Genomic DNA, 18702 nt, shown 5'->3' with positions numbered 1-18702 from the left:
TTAAAAAGAAAAGGAGGTTGTTTCATGTCTTATGAAAAAGAAAAGGATATTAAACAACAACAGGATCTTCCTGAAAAAAGAAAAGAGGATGAAGATAGAGAATTTGAGGGTATGTTGAGAATCAACATCGCAAACATTGAAGATGAATTATTTGAAGAATTACAAGGGCTAGAGGGAGATAGTGTATTATTTGTCACCCAATCCGATCAGTTAAATTTATTTGGCCAAACGTTTCGACCTATTTTTTGTGGAACCATCATCAGAGTTACACAAGGGGATGTTACCTTATTTCCAGTAAATATAAAAATGATTAATGCTCCTTTTTTTCAATTTCCTACACCATTAAGTATCCCATTAGAGAAAATTGCCCATTTCACACCTAATTTTGATTGTAATGAAAGGATTCCACTAACGTAGTATCGAGAATCAAAGGGAGGGTCCTAATAAATGAAAGAAAACAATCTGTTAACTGAGATTAATATTCCATCCAATAATGATATTCATGATGAAGCTCTTATTAACGAATTTGTAAATGGGGTTGGGAAGAACGTATTCATCCTCACACCATCTTATCCATTTGTTTTTATTGGAAGAATTATTGACGTGGTAGGGGACCATGTGGTGGTAGATGTAAAAGTAACGACCATTGGAGAACTAGAAAATCGAAATTGGTCCATTCATATTCATCAAATTGAAGTTTTTTATATTGAAGAAAAAGGTATGCCTAAAATCCCGGAACTTAAAGTTGATATTTAGGGAAGGGGGAGAGTGCGTATGAAACGATTTTATCATGTGGTTGCTATCCCTATTCGAATTGTATTAAATAATTTTGGTGACTACAATGAAACAGGCATGATGTACGTATTGAAAGAAAATGAGGAAAAGGTTAAAGAAGCAGTAAAAAGGAATCCCTTTTCCCCTGTCGATTTAGTGCAGCCACTGTGTATTCGTGCGAATCAAGGGGATACGGTTGAAATCCTATTCGAAAACAAGATCCAATACGCCACTGGCATGCATTTTCACGAAGCTGATTATGATGTGTTAGATTCAGATGGGGCTAACGTCGGGTTTAATCCCAGTTCACTAGCAGATCCAGGGAAAAAGATTCTTTACAGATTGCAATTTCATCATGAAGGGGTTGCGATATTTTCAGATCTGGGAAATCCTGATAGCAGTGATGAAGGCACGAGCATTAATGGTTTGTTTGGAGCCTTGTTTATTGAAAAACGAGGATCGTCGTGGACAGATCCCGAGACTGGAGGCCCATTAAATAGCGGGATGTTTGCAGACGTTCACCATCCCTTTGCACCGTCCTTTCGTGAATACGCTTTTATCTTCCACGATGAGATGTCAACGAAAGATATAACAGGAAATAGACCGCTTGATCCCGTAACCAATCAAGAACGGGAATCTACTCATGCCATTAACTATCGTTATGAACCTGTACAGAATCGTCAGAAGTTAATTGAAGAAGGGGTCGTTTGTGCAGATTGTGAAGGGGAAGAAGTTCATCACGATTCATGGGTATTTGGTGATCCAGCCACCCCTATCTTTAGAGGGTATAAGGGGGACCCGGCCAAATTTAGATTAGTTCATGCAGGTGTCAAGGAAACGCATGTGTTTCATTATCATGCTCATAGTTTTTTTAGAGATCCTCTTAATACGGATTCAGATGTATTTGATGCGATATCTGTTAGCCCTCAGAATTGGTATACAATTGATACGTTATATGGATTGGGATCACTGGTAGGCGCATTTGGTGATTTTATTATTCATTGTCATTTGTATCCGCACTTTGGAGTAGGAATGTGGGCGATCAATCGTGTGTTTGATACTCTTCAGGATGGGAGTCAATGCTATCCAAATGGGGTACCGATTAAAGCGTTACGGCCTTTACCGGATCGACCGTGTCCTCCAAAACCGACAAAAGAGAAACCTGGTTTTCCTAATTTCATACCAGGGAAAGTCGGCTGTAAAGCACCTCGTCCACCGCTAGGGATTGTTGGAGGCAGAGGACTTACTGAGCTAGAGAGAAATGCAGCTGTACCAACCGCAAGACCAGGAGCTGTATTTACCGATCCATGCATCATAGAAGATAATCCTGAGGTTCAAGAAATAAACGTGTCCCTGATAGAAATTCCAATCGTTTATAACAGTCATGGCTGGAATGACCCAAAAGGTAGGATATACGTTCGTGATGAAGATCTAGAAGACGTCTTAGCAGGGAGAAAACAACCAGAGCCCCTAATCCTTCATATGAACGCGGGAACTTGTCTCGCTGTGAATTTCACAAATCGACTTCCTGAAGTTGCTGGTGGTGATGCCTTCCAGCTTGTTACAAGAGCTTATGAAACCTCCTTTCATGTTCACTTTGTCAAATTCGATGTATTGGTTAGTGATGGAGCGAATGTTGGGTGGAATTATGATTCGAGTGTACTTCCGGGTGAAGCGATCCGTTATGAGTACTTTGCAGATGTGGAATTAAAGGCATGGTTTTTCCACGATCATTTATTTGCTAGCTACCATCAGCAGCATGGTGTGTTTGGCTCCACAGTTGTGCATAGTAGGTTTTCCACCGTTCTTGACCCTAGGACTGGAGAAGAAGTAGAAGTCGGTTCCCAAGTAACGGTTACCCATCCATTGATTCCGGACTATCGAGATTTTGTGCTAATGGTGCAAGATTTTGCTTTATTGTTTGATGAAAATGGATGTCCCTTAAATCCACCGGAATTTCCAGGGTCGCAGGATGACCCAGGACTATTTGCTGTCAATTATCGAAATGAACCCTTGCAGTTTCGCTTAGGAGAAGATTGCGATCCCGCTTATTCTTTTAGTTCTTTTGTTAATGGTGATCCATTCACTCCCATTTTGTATTGTTATGAAGGGGATCCGATTCGAATCCGAATATTACAGGGAGCGCAAGAAGAGTCGCATAGCTTTAATGTTCACGGACTGAGATGGAAGAAGGAACGCCCGGATGTGGAGACAGAGTTTCAAGCACAAGAACATATTGGTATTTCTGAATCGTTTACTTTTGAAATGGAGGTTCCACGATCAGGAGACTATCTCTGGACGTTTGAAACCGAAGAAGATCTTTGGAATGGCTGTTGGGGGTTAATACGTGCCTTTGATGAGGAAGTCGATTTTCTGATTCCTTTGCCAGACCAGCCTAGCCCACCTCAGCGGACGAATCCATTACCTGTTTGCACAGGTGAACCGCCAGCTCCTGCAGAATGCGTAGAGGTGGATGCTCCACTTGATGCACCGGTAAGAGTCTTTCATATTGTGGCCTTTCAAATCCCCATTCTTTATAGCAAGTGGGGGGAGAATGATCCATTTGGAATCATCTTTGCTCTAAAAGAAGATATGGATGACATTCTATGCGGAAGGAAAAGTCCGCAACCTTTAATTTTACGTGCTACACAAGGGGAAATGGTTGAAGTTCATTTAACGAGTTTCCTAGAGTTTGATAAATTTCCTTTCCCGGATGGCATATGGCCTTATCCGCCTGTCAAAGAACAAGCCTTTTATCCACCATCTGTTAGAATTTCCTTGCATCCTCAGCTCATTCAGTATGATGTAAAGTCGTCTGCTGGGGAAACAGTTGGCTTTAATCCGGATCAAACCGCAGGGCCAGGTGAAACCGTCATCTATCGTTGGTATGTCGATGTGCAAGTTGGAGCTTGTGGAATATGGGATATGGCCGATATCCGAAATCATCGGTCTTTAGGAACATATGGTACATTCATTGCCGAGGGGCGTGGAACAAAGTTTCTGGATCCAAAAACACGGAAACCAGCTGTGAATACAAGTGAGAATATTATTTTGCAACATCCATTTTTACCAGAGAGAAGGGAATTTGTTCTTATCATGTTTGACGGAGCCAGATTAGAAGATAAAGAGGGCTGTGTCATCATTGATCCAGTTGATGGGATATTAACGGGAGTCGATCCTGATGAGCTTGATGATTTAGTAGATACTTACGATAACGGATCTAGAGGCTTTAATTATCGGACGGAAAGATTAATTAATCGACTGAGAAAGCATCCTGTCTTAAAGGATCTATTTAGCTCTAGAGTGCACGGAGATCCATCCACACCTGTATTTGAGGCGTATCCTGGTGATCCGATTACCATCAGGCTTCTTAATCCTTCCGAACGTAGACGTGCACACAGCTTTCATTTACATGGTCATTATTGGAACACAGATGATAAGGATATTTTTTCACAGGTTAAATCTCACGAAGACCATATTGTGTTAGGGCATGCCAGAGATTTAGATATACATTACGGCGCAGGGAGCTTTTTTAACTTCCCAGGTGACTATATGTATCGCTCAGGAAATATGCGCTGGGATCTTGAGCAAGGAATGTGGGGAATTATTCGTGTGCATAAGAATAAGAAAAAACATCTTCCGGCCTTAAAAAATCGAAAAGAAATCAAATAAGTAAGGTGAGTATTTTCTAACTATAGGGTGTGAAGCGGGGATGAAGCTACAGGTGCTTTTGATTTTTCTAACAATTAGCATAGTAGGATTTCTAAGCGTCTATTGGTTTTGGCCAAAAGCAGAAAAACTTCCTGTCTTAGATACAATCGAAACGTTTCAAATGGAAGATGTCTATAATGAGGTGTATACCACTTCTAATGAGAAGATAAAAATAGTCTCGTTTTTTTATACGAATTGTCCGGATGTTTGTCCTTTAACCATGATGGACTTTCAAGATTTACAGGAAAATTTAAAAAAAGAGGGGCTTTTTGGAACATCCGTGGAGTTAGTTTCCATCACCTTAGATCCTGAATACGATACGAAGCAGGTGATCAGGGAATATGCGCAGGCATTTGAAACCGATCCAGTTGGATGGAAATGGTTAAGGGGACCAACCGATCAGACAAAAAGGATTGCCGATGAATTCCAGATGCAATATAAAAAAATCGAAGGAGATTTACTTACTCATTCTGTCACCCTTTATTTAATAGACAAAGACAATCAACTCCGTGCCTTATATGATATGGCAAGTCCCAAAAAATCAGTCGAAAAAGAAAAGATACTAACGGATATCATGCTACTAACTCAATAAAAGGAAATGAAAAAACATTACTGTATTTTGTCTCAGTAATGTTTTTTTAGCTAGTCTCATTTGTATGAGCATAACTGCTTGTTCCTTCATAATATAAAGGGGGTTATAGAATCTTAGACTTGGAGTGTTTACTTAATGATAAAAGTCAGATACACATTTTCCGAAGTAGATGGAAAACGGAATTCAAACTTAAGTGAAGGTGAACTCCCACCCATACACTTATCAAAAGGATTTTTGCAACAACATCAAATTCATTCAAACGTCACTATGATAAAGTTTGGAAATTGGTTACAAGAATTTAGTGTTGTACAAAATAATATGTTATCAGATAACGAAATAGGATTCATGAGAAATAATGAATCCTTTCTCATTCCTGAAAATATTAGCTTCGACATAATCGTTAAGAACAATGTGATCCATCTCGGTCCATTTATTGCTTTTATCGTCAAAAAGTCATTCGCTCAATTATCGCAAAATACATTGGAGCATTATCGCAAACTCTATTATTTATATGAAAAGAATCCACGCTTCGTTCTCATTTGTTCTAGTGACAAGGTTGATACGGTGAACCAAACGATAACAGGTTTTTACTTTACACAAGGAAAGTGGGTAAAGGGGATTTTTCCCTATCCTGACTCTATCTTTAAGAAAACTAGAATGCCCTTTGAAAAAGAATTAGAACTGAGGAAAGCGACTGGTGAAAAATTATTTAATACCAGCTTTATAAGTAAATTAGACTTTTGGAATGCTTGTTCAAAAGATGCTGAGGTGAAGAAATACTTACCGGAGACGAAAAGATTTCAAACGGTACATGATTTAGACAACATGCTTACTAGATATCAAACGGTCTACTTAAAACCTGCTAAAGGAATGCAAGGGAATGGAATTTTTGTTATTCAAAAAGAACCTGATGGAATCTATCTAATAAATAATATGAGAGATAAGAAGAAATTTACCTCACTGAATGAACTTATACATGCTTTGGAGAAGATGCTCCCCAAGCAAGTGTATATCCTTCAGCAAGGAGTTCCGACTATCTATAAAAATAAGAAGTATGACTTTCGATTGTATTTTCAAAAAGACTATACGAAGAAATGGATTTGCCAAGGATCAGTAGGAAGAGTCGCACAAGAGGGAAGTATTATTACAAATTTAAAACAAGTGGCACATATAGCTAACGGAGAAAAGACAATACAAATCATTTATAAGGTTAATGAAAGTAAGGCAAAAAGGATTATGATTGAAACCATAGAAGTGTGTAAGAAAGTATGTGAGATGATTGACCAAGAGCTAGGCCATTTCGGTGACATTGCGTTAGATTTAATCATCGACCATCACTATAAGCCATGGGTATTAGAAGTAAACACTCTATATGGAAAAAAGAGTTTAAAGATAACAAAAGATGAGGATTTAAAAATAAAACTGCATACCACGCCATTTGAATATGCTGCTGCACTTGCGGGTTTTTAATCAAATGCTAGGTATATTTCTTCTTTTGCTTTTCATATGAAACACCAACAGTAATAGAAATTGAAGAAGAGGACAGGAGAAAAAAAAGAGCCTTATATTAGGGTGATTAAAATTTTTTTAGTATTACGAATGCGTTTTCATGTATGAATAGATTCATATTCGTATGAGAATAGACCGATGCCATATTAACTGTAAACAAATGGATGAAAGGAATATTATCCTATTGATTTAGGAATTTGAACAGAATAGAATGTTCACTGTAAACAGAATTATGCAGGATTGTGACTGGTTAAGCAGGCAAGACCTAAATTGTGTAAGGGCAAAGTGTACCTTTCTGGTAGACTTCTCCCTGCACATTTTAGGTCTTTTTTTGTTGTCAAAATTTAGAAGTGACAAGTCTGAAAGCTGTAATCCTGCTGTAAAAAATGGAGGTTAATAGGAATGAAGAAGAAGTCCAGCAAAGTAAAAGGCCTTATTTTGGCGACAGTGATTGCCGCAAACAGCTTGTTTGTAGCACCAACAATGGCCGCAGAGAATCAAACGTCCGTCTGGTCACGTCAGCAAGCGGAAAAAGTGAAGCTTACAGAAGAAACAACAGCGCCAGAGGTGGATATGGAGTTTGACCTTGTCGCACCCGACCAATGGGTTTGGGATACATGGCCGCTTCAGAACAGGGATGGTTCTCTAGCAATCGTGAACGGTTATCGAGTGGCTTTTGCTCTAGTCGCACCTCGCAACCTAGGGTGGGGTGAGCGTCATACGGAAGCAAGAATTGGCATGTTTTATTCTAAGAACGGCAAGGATTGGACATATGCAGGAATCCCTTATGAATATGAAAATGCAAAAGGATATATGCAATGGGCGGGTACAGCGATGCTAGATGAAGATGAAAAAGTGCATTTATTCTATACCGCAACTGGTGACAGAGAAAAATGGGATTATAACGGATGGGATAAGAGAGCCGTTCAGCGTCTTGCTAAAACGACTTTTAATATTGAGACCAATAAAGATGGTGTCAAGCTGACAAATGAGGGCGAGCATGAAATCATTCTTGAAGCAGATGGCAAACATTATGAAACGATCGAACAGGCAGATAGCCCAATCATCACAGCATTCCGCGACCCATTCTTCTTCCAGGATCCGAATACTGGAAAAGAATATATCATTTTTGAAGGACAAGCTGGAAGCGACCGAGATTATATTAAGCCGGAGAATATTGGGGACGAAGAGTACCGCAGCACCCATTCTGTTCCTGAAGGCGCAGAAAAATACAATGGAAATATTGGTATTGCCGAAGTGCTAGATAAAGAGGTAAGTGAATTGAAGCTTCTTCCTCCATTGCTTGAATCAGTTGGCACCAATCATCAGTTAGAACGCCCGCACGTGGTGATCAACGGTGATGAATATTATTTATTCACCATCAGCCATACCTTTACATACGCACCTGGTTTAACAGGACCTGACGGTGTATATGGATTTGTCAGCAATGGACTGTTCGGTGAGAAAAAGCCAATGAATGAAAGTGGTCTCGTTATAGCAAACCCAGCAGAGAATCCATACCAGGCTTATTCATGGATGGTCCTTCCTAACCAGCAGGTCATTAGCTTCATTAATGAACCGCTTGATGAGAATGGACAAGTGAATTTTGGTGGTACATTCGCTGCTACCTTGAAATTAAAGCTTGATGGAGATACTTCAAAAATTATGAAAGAAGGAAAGACTGGCGAAATTAAGCCATTTGGCGCAAATCGCTAATGTATTTAAAACTGAAAGGAGATTGACATGCTAAAAAATAAAAAAGCACTATCAGCAGTAGTATTGGCAGCAAGTGTCGTTATATCTGGTTTTAACGGCTTATCAGCAAAGGCAGATGAGACCGTAACGACAACCAATTGGACAAGGGAACAGGCTTCTAAAATTGAACTGAATCAAGATAATACCTTGCCATATACGGATATCTCTAAATTGGAAAAATTCGCACCTGGTTATCATGTATGGGATTCATGGCCTTTAACCGACCGCGATGGGAATATAGCTTCCGTTAAAGGCTGGAAGGTATTATTTGCTCTATCAGCTCCAGATGATGTACTGCCTGGTAAAGTGCATGATATTGCGACCATTCGTTACTTTTACTCCAAAAATGGAAAGGATTGGACGCTAGGCGGAACGCTTTTCCCAGAAGGAGCGTCACTAGGTTCACGTGAATGGGCAGGATCTGCCATGATGGATGAGGGGAAAATTCATGCCTTCTATACAGCAACAGGTCATAGAGGGGAAGCTCCTCTTACATTTGAACAGCGTCTGGCGATGGCTACAGGTGATATCGTAGCTGACAGTGAGGGTGTCCGATTTGAAAACTGGGGCGATCACAAGATCATCCTAGAGCCAGATGGTGAGTACTATCAAACAAAAGAGCAGGCACAGCAAGGTGAAGGAGGCGGCTATGCTTTCCGTGATCCGATGTGGTTCAAGGATCCAAAGACAGAAAAAGAATACATTCTGTTTGAAGGGAACTCAGGTGGTGCAGTAGGGGAACGTGCATTCAAACAGGAATACGCGGGAAGCACGGACTACACCGATGAGAACCCGGTACCTGCAGGTGCTGTCCACGCAAATGCCAATATTGGAATGGCAGAAGTGGTGGATGGAAATCCTTCAAACCTGAAGATGCTTCCACCGCTTTTGGAAGCGAATTATGTAAATGAAGAGCTAGAGCGACCACATATCATTGTGAAGGATAAAAAATATTATCTGTTCACCGACAGTCATATCAATAAATATGCGGAAGGACTGCAAGGACCAGAAGGGCTGTATGGATTTGTGTCTGACACCTTGACGGGCGGATATGAGCCACTTAATGGCAGTGGACTAGTGATGGCCAATCCTCCGGAAAATCCTTACCAGGCTTATTCTTGGCTTGTACTTCCGAATTTAAATGTCGTTGGGTTTGCACATTTTGGAGAATTGGGTAACTTATCTATTGGCGATGTGGGAAATCAGGATCCGGAATTCCAGTTTAGCCATTTTGGCGGTACATTAGCTCCGACAGTTAAACTATCCATTACTGGATCGACAACCAAGATTGAAAAAGAATTCAGCCAGGGATGGATCAAACAATAATTCTTTGGTCAGCCGATTCCTAGGATATCGGCTGACTATCTGTATATATGGGAAGTGGACGAACTTGTGCAGAAGCAAGTTCGTTCTCGCGTTATAAAAAAGCAGGTTAGACTATGGGGGACTACATAAATGAAGAGAAAAAAAGAGAAAACTGGCAAAATTTTAATAGCGACTTTCATTGGACTTTCCTCTCTATTTGCACCTATGATTAGCACAAGTGTTTTTGCCGATGAAGATAGAGAAGTTTTCAACTGGACTCGTGAAAGTGTAAGCTATTTAGAAATGAATGACACCAATACAGCGCCGGAAATCGATACTCAAGATCTTGTGGAAATCTCATCAGATTCATATATTTGGGATACGTGGCCACTTCAGGATAAGAATGGACACCCTGCTGTCGTCAATGGATATAAAATCATTTTTGCTTTATCGGTTCCTAATGATGTACTTCCGGGCAAGCGGCATGATACGGCTGAAATTGTTTACTTCTATTCAAAGGATGGCAAGAGCTGGGAGCCAGGTGGCAAGGTGTTCAAAGATGGCGTCGCTTTGGGTTCTAGACAATGGGCAGGCTCGTCGATTGTCGATAAAGATGGTAGACTGCATATATTCTACACAGCCACAGGTAGAAAAGGTGAAGAGCGATTAAGCTACGAACAACGAATTGCTACTGCTTCAGCAGAAATCAGTACCACAAAAGGTGGCGTTATTTTTCAGGACTGGTCTGAACATGACATCATCCTTGAGCCTAAAGGAGAATTTTATCAGACAATAGAGCAGACGGGCCAAGGAGAGGAATCTTATGCATTCCGGGATCCGTATTTTTTCGAGGATCCAAAGACTGGGGAAGAATATCTACTATTTGAAGCGAACTCAGCTGGCAGATTAGAGGACCGTTTTTTAAAGGATGAATATATTGGTTCAGCGGGCTTTGGCAGCAGCCATGAAATCTCAGAGGACTCAAAAGCCTTCAATGGAAGCATTGGTATCGCCAAAGCAGTGGATGGAGATTTTAATAATTTTGAATTGTTGCCTCCATTGCTCGAGGCTAACTATGTAAATGAAGAGCTTGAACGTCCAAGTGTAATAGTAAAGGGCAACGACTATTATCTTTTTGCCAAGACACACAGTGAGAAATTCGCTCCGGGTCTTAACGCGCCTGAAGGTTTATATGGATTTGTTTCCAGTTCACTTCGTGGAGACTATGAGCCGCTTAATGAAAGTGGACTGGTTATTGCCAATCCGATCAATCAGCCATATCAAGCTTATTCTTGGATCGTCATGCCGAATGGCACGGTGGCTAGTTTTGTAAATTATACGAATGTAGATGGACTGGACATTCATGAAATTGGTGAGCAATCCCCAGAGTATCAAATCGAGCATTTTGGCGGTATGCTTGCACCATCCATAAAGTTAGCCATTACTCGTGATCAGACGAAGATCGTTCATGAGAAGAAGCAAGGAGTTTTTAAATAAAAAGTTCGTAGGGTGAGAAAAGATGGACATGCAAGATAGACAGAAACAACCTATAGAGATTGCACAGGAGCTGGTCTTATTACTAGGTGGAAAAGAAAATATTGCAAAGGTGACTCATTGTACGACTCGATTACGGTTCGAACTTCACGATAATCATCGTGTGGATCTATCGAAATTAGAGGCATTGCCTTATGTACACGGCACTTTTTCTCGGCTAGGACTTTTCCAGGTTATCATCGGATCCGTAGCGATCAATCATGTCTACAGGTCTATCATTGATCTCACTCCTGCTTTTGAACCTGGCATAAAGGATATTAATAATAGAAATAGAAGAATGAACCCGCTTGTGCAACTAGCGAAGACTTTGTCCAATATCTTTGTACCAATCATCCCGGCCATCGTTGCAAGCGGCCTGTTAATGGGGCTTATAGGTATGATCAAGGTGTTTGAGTGGGTACAACCAGAAAGCCCGATTATGATCATGCTAGATATTTTTTCGAGCGCAGCCTTCATCATCTTGCCCATTCTAATAGGGTTCAGTGCCGCCAAGGAGTTTGGAGGAAGCCAAGTATTAGGTGCCGTAATCGGAGGGATCTTGACTCACCCTTCGCTACTGAATCCTTCTTTACTTGGTTATAAAGTACCGCAATATATGGAGGTTTTAGGACTTGATATCCCTCTTATAGGGTATCAGGGAACGGTGATCCCGATCCTAATTTCCGTATTCTTCATGAGTAAGATGGAACAGGCTCTGAGAAAAATGGTACCTGGATCGTTGGATTTATTTTTTATCCCGTTTCTTGTAATGATCTGTATTGGGAGTGTCTCGCTGTTAGTCATTGGGCCCGTCTCATTATTGATTGGTGATTGGATCACTATGGCTCTGGAACTCGTCTATAAATCAGGAGGCACCGTTGCTGGATTTTTATTTGGCGGTCTTTATTCACTTATTGTGGTAACGGGTCTGCATCATACGTTGCACGCGGTTGAGATGGAACTTCTTGCAAATCCGGACATTGGCGTTAATTTTCTGTTGCCGATTTGGTCAATGGCTAATATTGCTCAAGGAGCAGCAGGACTTGCTGTATTTTTCAGGACGAAAAATAAGAGAATAAAGAAAATCGCAATTCCTTCTGCTTTTTCAGCATTCTTAGGCATTATTGAACCTGTGATGTTCGGTGTGAATATCAGGCTTATGAGACCATTCATTGGTGCTGCCGTCGGTGGTGCCATTGGGGGAGCGTATGCTGTATTTACTCATGTGGTTGCTAATTCGTATGGACTTACAGGAATCCCGATGATTGCGATTGTAGCGCCATTGGGAAGTTATAATCTAGTGAATTATCTGATTGGCCTTGGCCTATCTGCTATTACCGCTTTTATTGCTACCTGGATTTTGTGGGTGAAAGAAAGTCCAGAAGAACAGAAATGACCTCGATTGCTCGATAAACAGGAAGGTGAAAGTAAGATGAAAATTAAAAAAGTCTTGAATAACAGTGCGGTTGTCGTGAAAGACAGAGACGGTGAAAAGATTGTCATGGGAGAGGGCATAGGGTTTCAGAAGAGGAAGAATGATAGGGTAAATGAGTCGAAAATTGATAAAGTTTTTGTCATGGAAGACCCAAATGAACATCAAAAATTTGAGGAAATATTGCAGTTGCTGCCGGAAGAACATATTCAGTTGGCTGAGGAAATCATTAGCTATGCGGAAAAGGAATTCGGCGTCACGATCAACGAGCATGTACATGTTGCTTTTTCAGATCATTTATCATTTGCCATTGAACGATTAACCAATGGAATAGCGATAAAAAATTCACTGCTTGACCAGATAAAAATTCTTTATGTGAAAGAGTACGAAATAGGACTCTGGGCAAGAAAACTAATAATGAAGAAACTCGGAATAGAAATTCCCGAAGATGAAGTAGGCAATATTGCTATGCACATGCATACCGCAAGAATGAATATCGGTAACATGGAAGAAACGATTGATATAACGACCACCATTCAAGAAATTACCCGTATCATCGAGAACCGTTTACATGTAAATATTGTCGAAGATTCGATGTCTTATGAACGATTAATCACCCATTTGCGCTTTTCGCTTAAAAGCCTGTTATCTCATGAATCCAAACATGAGTATGATCAACAAATGGCTGTCGTCATCAAGGAGAATTTTAAAGAAGCCTTTTCCTGTGCTCAAGAAGTTGGCGAGTTTCTCGAAATCAAATACCGTATAGAATATCCAGAGGCAGAACTTATGTATATTAGTATGCATATACAAAGGTTCTATAGTCGGGCACTATTACAAAAATAACACGGCTTCTTCACAAAAAAGGGAGCAAAAAATCCTAGGTATATTTCTTCTTTTACTTTTCATAATAAAAAAGAAGGAGTGATACTTATGGCAAAACGAAGTGGAAAAACAGACGCTCAGCAAAAGAACAAGCAAGGATTTGAATCAAGTAAAACCGATACAGAGTTTGGCAAAGAGCATGGAAGTGCAGCTGCAAATCGAGCGCACAAAGAGAAAGCAAAAAAAGAAAAAGCATCCAAAAATCAAGGTGAATGGAATGGGATGCATTAATAGTACGATCTAAAGACTCTCTTACATTAGAGGGTCTTTTTACTTTTTGATTGCTAGGAGGAAAAAATTAAGTAGTACAGAATAAATTGTATAGTAGGATTCTTTTTTTGCCGTTATCGGTGAACAGACAGGGGGGCAAAATGGTGAAATCAGTAGCTGTATATTGCGGATCGAGTAAAGGTTCTTCAAGTATGTATATCGAAGAGGCAAAAAAGCTAGGTAAGGAATTGGCTAGAAGAAACATTACACTTATATATGGTGGTTCAAGTATAGGACTAATGGGTGCGGTGGCTGACTCTGTATTAGCAATGGGAGGAAAAGCAATAGGGGTGATGCCCAGATTTTTAGATAATCGAGAAATCTCTCATAAAAGCTTGTCAGAACTTCTTGTTGTCGAGACGATGCACGAAAGAAAGGCAAAGATGGTCGAGTTAGCCGATGCATTTATTGCTTTGCCAGGTGGTGCGGGAACGATGGAAGAATTCTTTGAGGTTTATACTTGGGCACAGGTAGGCCTACACAAAAAGCCTATTGGTCTCCTAAATACCAATAGATATTATGATCCGCTCATAGCTCTACTAAATCATATGAATAAGGAACAGTTCCTACAGGATCAATACCGATCGATGGCACTTATTGACGAAGAACCAGCAGGACTACTTGATAAATTTAAGAATTATGAATCACCTCCGGTAAAAACGTATTAATTGTTGATAAAAAAAGAAAGAGGATAACAAGGATGAAATTTGTTTTAGCCCCGGATTCCTTTAAAGAAAGTATGACAGCAAAACAAGCCGCCTTAACAATGGAAAGAGGAATAAAAAAAGTGTTTCCTGACGCCGAATGTGTCATTGTCCCAATGGCTGATGGTGGAGAGGGAACCGTGGAATCACTGGTTAGCTTGGAAAAAGGTCGGTTGCTCAAGACAGAAGTAGCCGGACCATTAGGAGATAAAGTTCTGGCGGAATACGGAATGGTAGAAAAGACAGCTATTATCGAAATGGCAAGTGCAAGTGGCTTACAAATGATTAAGCCTGCCGATCGAAATCCCTTAGTGACCACTAGCTACGGAACGGGACAACTCATCAAACATGCTTTAGATCAAGGAGCAGATCGGATTTTGATCGGAATCGGTGGAAGTGCTACCAATGATGGTGGTGTCGGCATGCTTCAGGCACTTGGGGTTTCATTTAAAGACGAAACCGGTGCGGAGCTACCCTTTGGCGGTGGTGCTTTAAGTATGCTACATTCGATTGATGTTAGTGGATTAGATCCAAGACTCAAAGATGTCCAAATAGATGTAGCTTGTGATGTGACCAATCCTTTAACGGGAGAAAATGGAGCTTCTGCAATTTTTGGACCGCAAAAAGGAGCCACACCCGATATGGTTCGACAACTGGATGAAAACCTCGCTCATTATGCCACGCTTATTCAAAAAGAGCTTGGAAAGGATGTAGCCACGGTGTCTGGGGCGGGGGCAGCTGGTGGTCTTGGAACCGGACTCATTGCCTTTTTAGATGCAAGGTTATTAAAAGGGATCGATTTGGTGATCGAGTTTACGGGACTCGACAAAAAAGTCGAGGGAGCAGACTTTGTTTTTACTGGTGAGGGAAGCCTTGATCATCAAACCCTTTATGGAAAAACACCCTTTGGAGTGGCTTCCGTCGCCAAACGTTATGATATTCCAGTCATTGCCTTTGCCGGACGGGTCGGGGATGGAGTAGAAGTATTGTACGAAAACGGGTTTACTGCAATCTTTGGAATTGTAAATGGAGTCGCTTCCTTAGATGAAGCATTATCCTCTGGAGAAACCAACCTTTGTAGAACTGTGGAAAATGTTTGTAGAGTTTTATTGTAGGTTAGAAGGCCGCTATTCATAGTGGCTTTTTTAATAGGTAGAGCCTATCAATACCTCCTTAAATATCAATTAGTCTTATGCTTTTGACGGGATTATAATTACTTTATAGAAAATGTGAAGTATTGAGCAACATGAGTCAAAATATGTGAATAATTGAGCAAACATTATAGGAGGGCTAAAAAATGTCAAATTACGAAAAGCTTTTTTCACCAATAACGATTCAAAGAATGACGTTGAAAAACCGTGTTGTTATGCCTCCAATGGGAACGAATTTTGCAGGACCGAACGGAGAAATCACAGATGAACATATATCGTATTACGAGCAACGAGCAAAAGGTGGCACAGGATTAATAATTCTTGAAAATGCCTGCTTGGCGTTTCCACTCGGATCAAACGGAACGACACAGCTACGAATTGATGAAGACCGATTTATTCCAGGCTTATATCGATTAACTGAAAGATTGCATAAGCATGGAGCATGTGTGGCGGTTCAGATCAATCATGCTGGAGCTTCTGCTGTTCCTGATCGAATTGGTGGTCAGCCGGTGTCCTCTTCTAATATTCCATCGAAGACGGGTGGAGCGATTCCGAGATCTCTTGAAAAAGATGAGATTTTAGAAATCGTCAATCAGTATGGAAAGGCAGCCAAGAGAGTAGTGGCAGCTGGTTTTGATGCGGTAGAAATTCATGCAGGACACTCGTATCTACTTTGCCAATTCTTATCTCCTGTGTACAACAAGCGCACAGATGAATTTGGTGGAAGTTATGAAAACCGTGCAAGAATCGTTCGAATGGTGATTGACCGTATTCGTGAAGAAGTGGGTCCATTTTTCCCAATCAGCTTACGATTTAGTGCGGAGGAATTTGTAAAGGGTGGTAACACGTTAGAAGATACACTTCATATCCTTGAGTACCTAAGTGAAGGAGTAGATATTTTTAATGTGTCTGCTGCACTGAACGATACGCTTCAATTTCAAATTGACCAGATGAACCTTCTTGATGGCTGGCGTTCTTACATGGCAAAAGCAGTAAGAGAGAAATTCCATAAGCCAACAATCGCTACAGGAAATGTTCGTAATCCACAAATAGCTGAAGCGATTTTACAAAATGAAGAGGCAGATTTAATTGGAATGGGACGTGGCTTGATTGCAGAGCCGAACTGGGTCAAGAAGGTTCAAGCGGGTGAAGAAGAATTTTTAAGAAAATGTATTTCTTGTAATATTGGCTGTGCAGGACATCGTATTGCATTGAATCGTCCGATTCGCTGTACCATCAACCCGGACTTATTCCATGGTGATGAGTACAAGGAAAGAGAAATCACTCGACCAGTGAATGTCGTTGTTATTGGTGGCGGAACAGCGGGACTTGAAGCAGCTTGTACCGCAGCAGAGGTTGGCTGCACGACCATTCTTTTTGAACAAAAGCCCTATTTAGGTGGATTAGCGAGAGAAATTTCGAGACTTCCAGAGAAGAAGAGAATTGAAGATTTCCCTAATTACTTGGTTAAGCGAAGTGAAAGATTGCCGAACTTGATTCCTTTTACAAACACAAAGGCAGATATACAGCTAATTGCAAGCTATAAGCCAGATGTGATCGTGAACGCTACGGGATCAACGCCTCTTCTACCTCCGATCAAAGGGCTGCACGAACATATCGACAAGCCAAATGGAAAGCTGTTTTCGATTTTCGGGTTATTAAAACAAGTAGATTCCTTTGAGTTCATTGGTAAAAAAGTAGCTGTTATCGGTGGAGGCGCTGTTGGTTTGGATGTGGTTGAATACTTTGCTGAAAGAGGAGCAGAAGTCACAATGGTTGAGAGAATGCCTCTCGTTGGGAAAGATTTAGACCATATCACACGCATTTCCATGATGACGATGCTAAAAGAAAGAAACGTAGATGTAAGAGTAGAGACTTCACTGATGGAAGTAACAGAAGATCATTTCAAGGTTTCATACGAGGGTGTTGAGTCGAATATTGAATTTGATTACGGATTTGTATGTTTAGGAATGAAGTCAGAAAATCCAATCTTTGCTGACCTTCAATCGTATTTCCCGCATATTGAAGTTCTCAATATTGGCGATAGCTGGGGAGTTCGAAAAATCATGGATGGAGTAAGAGAAGGAAGAAATATCTTAACCACCCTTGAAAAATTGGGGGCCCTTCCAACAGAGGAAGCAGAGGAAAAGATTCCGGTTTTTGCTTAATATAAAATTTGAAAATGTGTCCACTCTTTAAGGGGTGGACTTTTTTTAATTTATCGAATCTTTTTCCAGTTTTTCACGTAATACTATCATTAGGAAAGCGGGGTGAGTGTATGTCAAAAACAAGACGAATGATGACAGGTATTACGTCAACAGCTCTTGTTCTAGGAATGGCAGGTTGTAGCTCGGCTACGGAGGAATACACGTATACAGAGGATATTCCTGATCCGCCAGAGGACACAAGTTGTTCAGATTGGGAATGGGATGCAGAAGATGGTGTATGGGAATGTGATGATTATGATTCGAATTATTATGGGCATTATTTTTATGGTGGTCGCTATTACAAAGGAAAAAGTGCTCTTCACGCAAGTAAGGATTACCTCTCATACAAAAACAGCTCTTCCTTTAAAGGAAGTACGTCAAGTGGAACGGTGAAAAATAGCAATGGATTTGGAAAAGGAACAACAAGCTCAGGAGGGTAATGCCAAGCCCGATATAGAAAGGGAGATTATACATGAACTTATATTTAAATTTTGCCTCTTACTTAGGAGTGGCAGTCCTTCTGATGATCGCGGGGATCATTTTATTTATGTTTAGTACACCAAAGCTTAGGGAGTTCAAGCTAATCGCTGAAAAGAACGTATCAGCTGCCCTTTTGCTTGGAGGAAAAGTAATCGGATTAGCAATTGTACTTGGTGCGGCTGCTGAATATTCGATTTCTTTAGTGGATATGGTGATTTGGGGTGCGATCGGAATCATTGCTCAAATTGTGGTGTTTATTTTAGCCGAGGTCATTACTATTCGTTTTAGCATTTCAAAAGCGATTGAAGATGATAATCGCGCAGTCGGTGTGATGCTGTTGTCACTATCGTTGGCGATTGGGATTATAGTTGCGAAGTGTCTATCCTACTAAAAG

At 40.6% G+C, this 18702-nt stretch carries 16 protein-coding genes; all 16 read left to right on the top strand.

Translation table 11 applies throughout. The features are described from left to right. Window positions 1-24: 24 nt before the first annotated feature. Window positions 25-417, top strand: coding sequence for a hypothetical protein (locus tag M3175_RS18455; protein ID WP_251522285.1), 393 nt, complete (start codon window positions 25-27; stop codon window positions 415-417). A gap of 30 nt (window positions 418-447) precedes the next feature. Beyond that, window positions 448-756 carry a hypothetical protein gene (locus M3175_RS18450; protein ID WP_251522284.1) on the top strand — a complete coding sequence of 103 codons (309 nt, stop codon included), beginning with the start codon at window positions 448-450 and terminating at the stop codon, window positions 754-756. Window positions 757-774: 18 nt separating this feature from the next. Then, the gene (locus M3175_RS18445) at window positions 775-4446 is read left to right on the top strand and encodes a multicopper oxidase domain-containing protein (protein WP_251522282.1); all 3672 of its coding nucleotides are present in this window, start codon (window positions 775-777) and stop codon (window positions 4444-4446) included. 40 nt (window positions 4447-4486) lie between these two features. Beyond that, window positions 4487-5077, top strand: a complete 591-nt coding sequence (locus tag M3175_RS18440) for an SCO family protein (RefSeq protein WP_251522280.1) — start codon at window positions 4487-4489, stop codon at window positions 5075-5077. Window positions 5078-5212: 135 nt separating this feature from the next. Further along, on the top strand, window positions 5213-6547 hold the full coding sequence (locus M3175_RS18435; protein ID WP_251522278.1) for a YheC/YheD family endospore coat-associated protein: 1335 nt from the start codon (window positions 5213-5215) through the stop codon (window positions 6545-6547). Between the two features lie 441 nt (window positions 6548-6988). After that, window positions 6989-8302 carry a glycoside hydrolase family 68 protein gene (locus tag M3175_RS18430; RefSeq protein ID WP_251522276.1) on the top strand — a complete coding sequence of 438 codons (1314 nt, stop codon included), beginning with the start codon at window positions 6989-6991 and terminating at the stop codon, window positions 8300-8302. Window positions 8303-8329: 27 nt separating this feature from the next. Next, a complete protein-coding gene (locus M3175_RS18425; protein ID WP_251522274.1) occupies window positions 8330-9667 on the top strand; it encodes a glycoside hydrolase family 68 protein in 1338 nt (445 codons plus the stop codon). Between the two features lie 129 nt (window positions 9668-9796). Then, on the top strand, window positions 9797-11143 hold the full coding sequence (locus M3175_RS18420) for a glycoside hydrolase family 68 protein (protein ID WP_251522272.1): 1347 nt from the start codon (window positions 9797-9799) through the stop codon (window positions 11141-11143). Window positions 11144-11165: 22 nt separating this feature from the next. Beyond that, window positions 11166-12575: a PTS transporter subunit EIIC gene (locus M3175_RS18415; protein ID WP_285852345.1), complete on the top strand. Its 1410-nt coding sequence runs from the start codon at window positions 11166-11168 to the stop codon at window positions 12573-12575. Between the two features lie 36 nt (window positions 12576-12611). Further along, window positions 12612-13457, top strand: coding sequence for a PRD domain-containing protein (locus M3175_RS18410; RefSeq protein WP_251522270.1), 846 nt, complete (start codon window positions 12612-12614; stop codon window positions 13455-13457). A gap of 87 nt (window positions 13458-13544) precedes the next feature. After that, window positions 13545-13727 carry a hypothetical protein gene (locus M3175_RS18405; protein ID WP_251522268.1) on the top strand — a complete coding sequence of 61 codons (183 nt, stop codon included), beginning with the start codon at window positions 13545-13547 and terminating at the stop codon, window positions 13725-13727. A gap of 143 nt (window positions 13728-13870) precedes the next feature. Next, window positions 13871-14434: an LOG family protein gene (locus M3175_RS18400; protein WP_251522507.1), complete on the top strand. Its 564-nt coding sequence runs from the start codon at window positions 13871-13873 to the stop codon at window positions 14432-14434. A gap of 32 nt (window positions 14435-14466) precedes the next feature. Next, window positions 14467-15585 carry a glycerate kinase family protein gene (locus M3175_RS18395; RefSeq protein ID WP_251522266.1) on the top strand — a complete coding sequence of 373 codons (1119 nt, stop codon included), beginning with the start codon at window positions 14467-14469 and terminating at the stop codon, window positions 15583-15585. Between the two features lie 182 nt (window positions 15586-15767). Then, window positions 15768-17789 carry an NAD(P)/FAD-dependent oxidoreductase gene (locus tag M3175_RS18390; RefSeq protein WP_251522264.1) on the top strand — a complete coding sequence of 674 codons (2022 nt, stop codon included), beginning with the start codon at window positions 15768-15770 and terminating at the stop codon, window positions 17787-17789. A gap of 110 nt (window positions 17790-17899) precedes the next feature. Further along, window positions 17900-18268, top strand: a complete 369-nt coding sequence (locus tag M3175_RS18385) for an aminotransferase yhxA (protein WP_251522262.1) — start codon at window positions 17900-17902, stop codon at window positions 18266-18268. A gap of 32 nt (window positions 18269-18300) precedes the next feature. Continuing rightward, window positions 18301-18699, top strand: a complete 399-nt coding sequence (locus M3175_RS18380) for a DUF350 domain-containing protein (protein WP_251522260.1) — start codon at window positions 18301-18303, stop codon at window positions 18697-18699. The last annotated feature ends 3 nt before the right edge of the window (window positions 18700-18702 follow it).

The sequence above is a fragment of the Robertmurraya korlensis genome (assembly GCF_023715225.1).
GTDB lineage: Bacteria > Bacillota > Bacilli > Bacillales > Cytobacillaceae > Robertmurraya_A.
Note: the sequence above shows the minus strand (reverse complement) of the source record. Positions and strands in the feature narration are given on the sequence as shown.

Coding starts and splice junctions, on each gene's coding strand:
- M3175_RS18415 (WP_285852345.1), top strand. CDS start 11,166: ATGGACATGCAAGATAGACAGAAACAACCTATAGAGATTGCACAGGAG.
- M3175_RS18435 (WP_251522278.1), top strand. CDS start 5,213: ATGATAAAAGTCAGATACACATTTTCCGAAGTAGATGGAAAACGGAAT.
- M3175_RS18445 (WP_251522282.1), top strand. CDS start 775: ATGAAACGATTTTATCATGTGGTTGCTATCCCTATTCGAATTGTATTA.
- M3175_RS18455 (WP_251522285.1), top strand. CDS start 25: ATGTCTTATGAAAAAGAAAAGGATATTAAACAACAACAGGATCTTCCT.
- M3175_RS18380 (WP_251522260.1), top strand. CDS start 18,301: ATGAACTTATATTTAAATTTTGCCTCTTACTTAGGAGTGGCAGTCCTT.
- M3175_RS18450 (WP_251522284.1), top strand. CDS start 448: ATGAAAGAAAACAATCTGTTAACTGAGATTAATATTCCATCCAATAAT.
- M3175_RS18430 (WP_251522276.1), top strand. CDS start 6,989: ATGAAGAAGAAGTCCAGCAAAGTAAAAGGCCTTATTTTGGCGACAGTG.
- M3175_RS18425 (WP_251522274.1), top strand. CDS start 8,330: ATGCTAAAAAATAAAAAAGCACTATCAGCAGTAGTATTGGCAGCAAGT.
- M3175_RS18390 (WP_251522264.1), top strand. CDS start 15,768: ATGTCAAATTACGAAAAGCTTTTTTCACCAATAACGATTCAAAGAATG.
- M3175_RS18410 (WP_251522270.1), top strand. CDS start 12,612: ATGAAAATTAAAAAAGTCTTGAATAACAGTGCGGTTGTCGTGAAAGAC.
- M3175_RS18440 (WP_251522280.1), top strand. CDS start 4,487: ATGAAGCTACAGGTGCTTTTGATTTTTCTAACAATTAGCATAGTAGGA.
- M3175_RS18420 (WP_251522272.1), top strand. CDS start 9,797: ATGAAGAGAAAAAAAGAGAAAACTGGCAAAATTTTAATAGCGACTTTC.
- M3175_RS18395 (WP_251522266.1), top strand. CDS start 14,467: ATGAAATTTGTTTTAGCCCCGGATTCCTTTAAAGAAAGTATGACAGCA.
- M3175_RS18405 (WP_251522268.1), top strand. CDS start 13,545: ATGGCAAAACGAAGTGGAAAAACAGACGCTCAGCAAAAGAACAAGCAA.
- M3175_RS18385 (WP_251522262.1), top strand. CDS start 17,900: ATGTCAAAAACAAGACGAATGATGACAGGTATTACGTCAACAGCTCTT.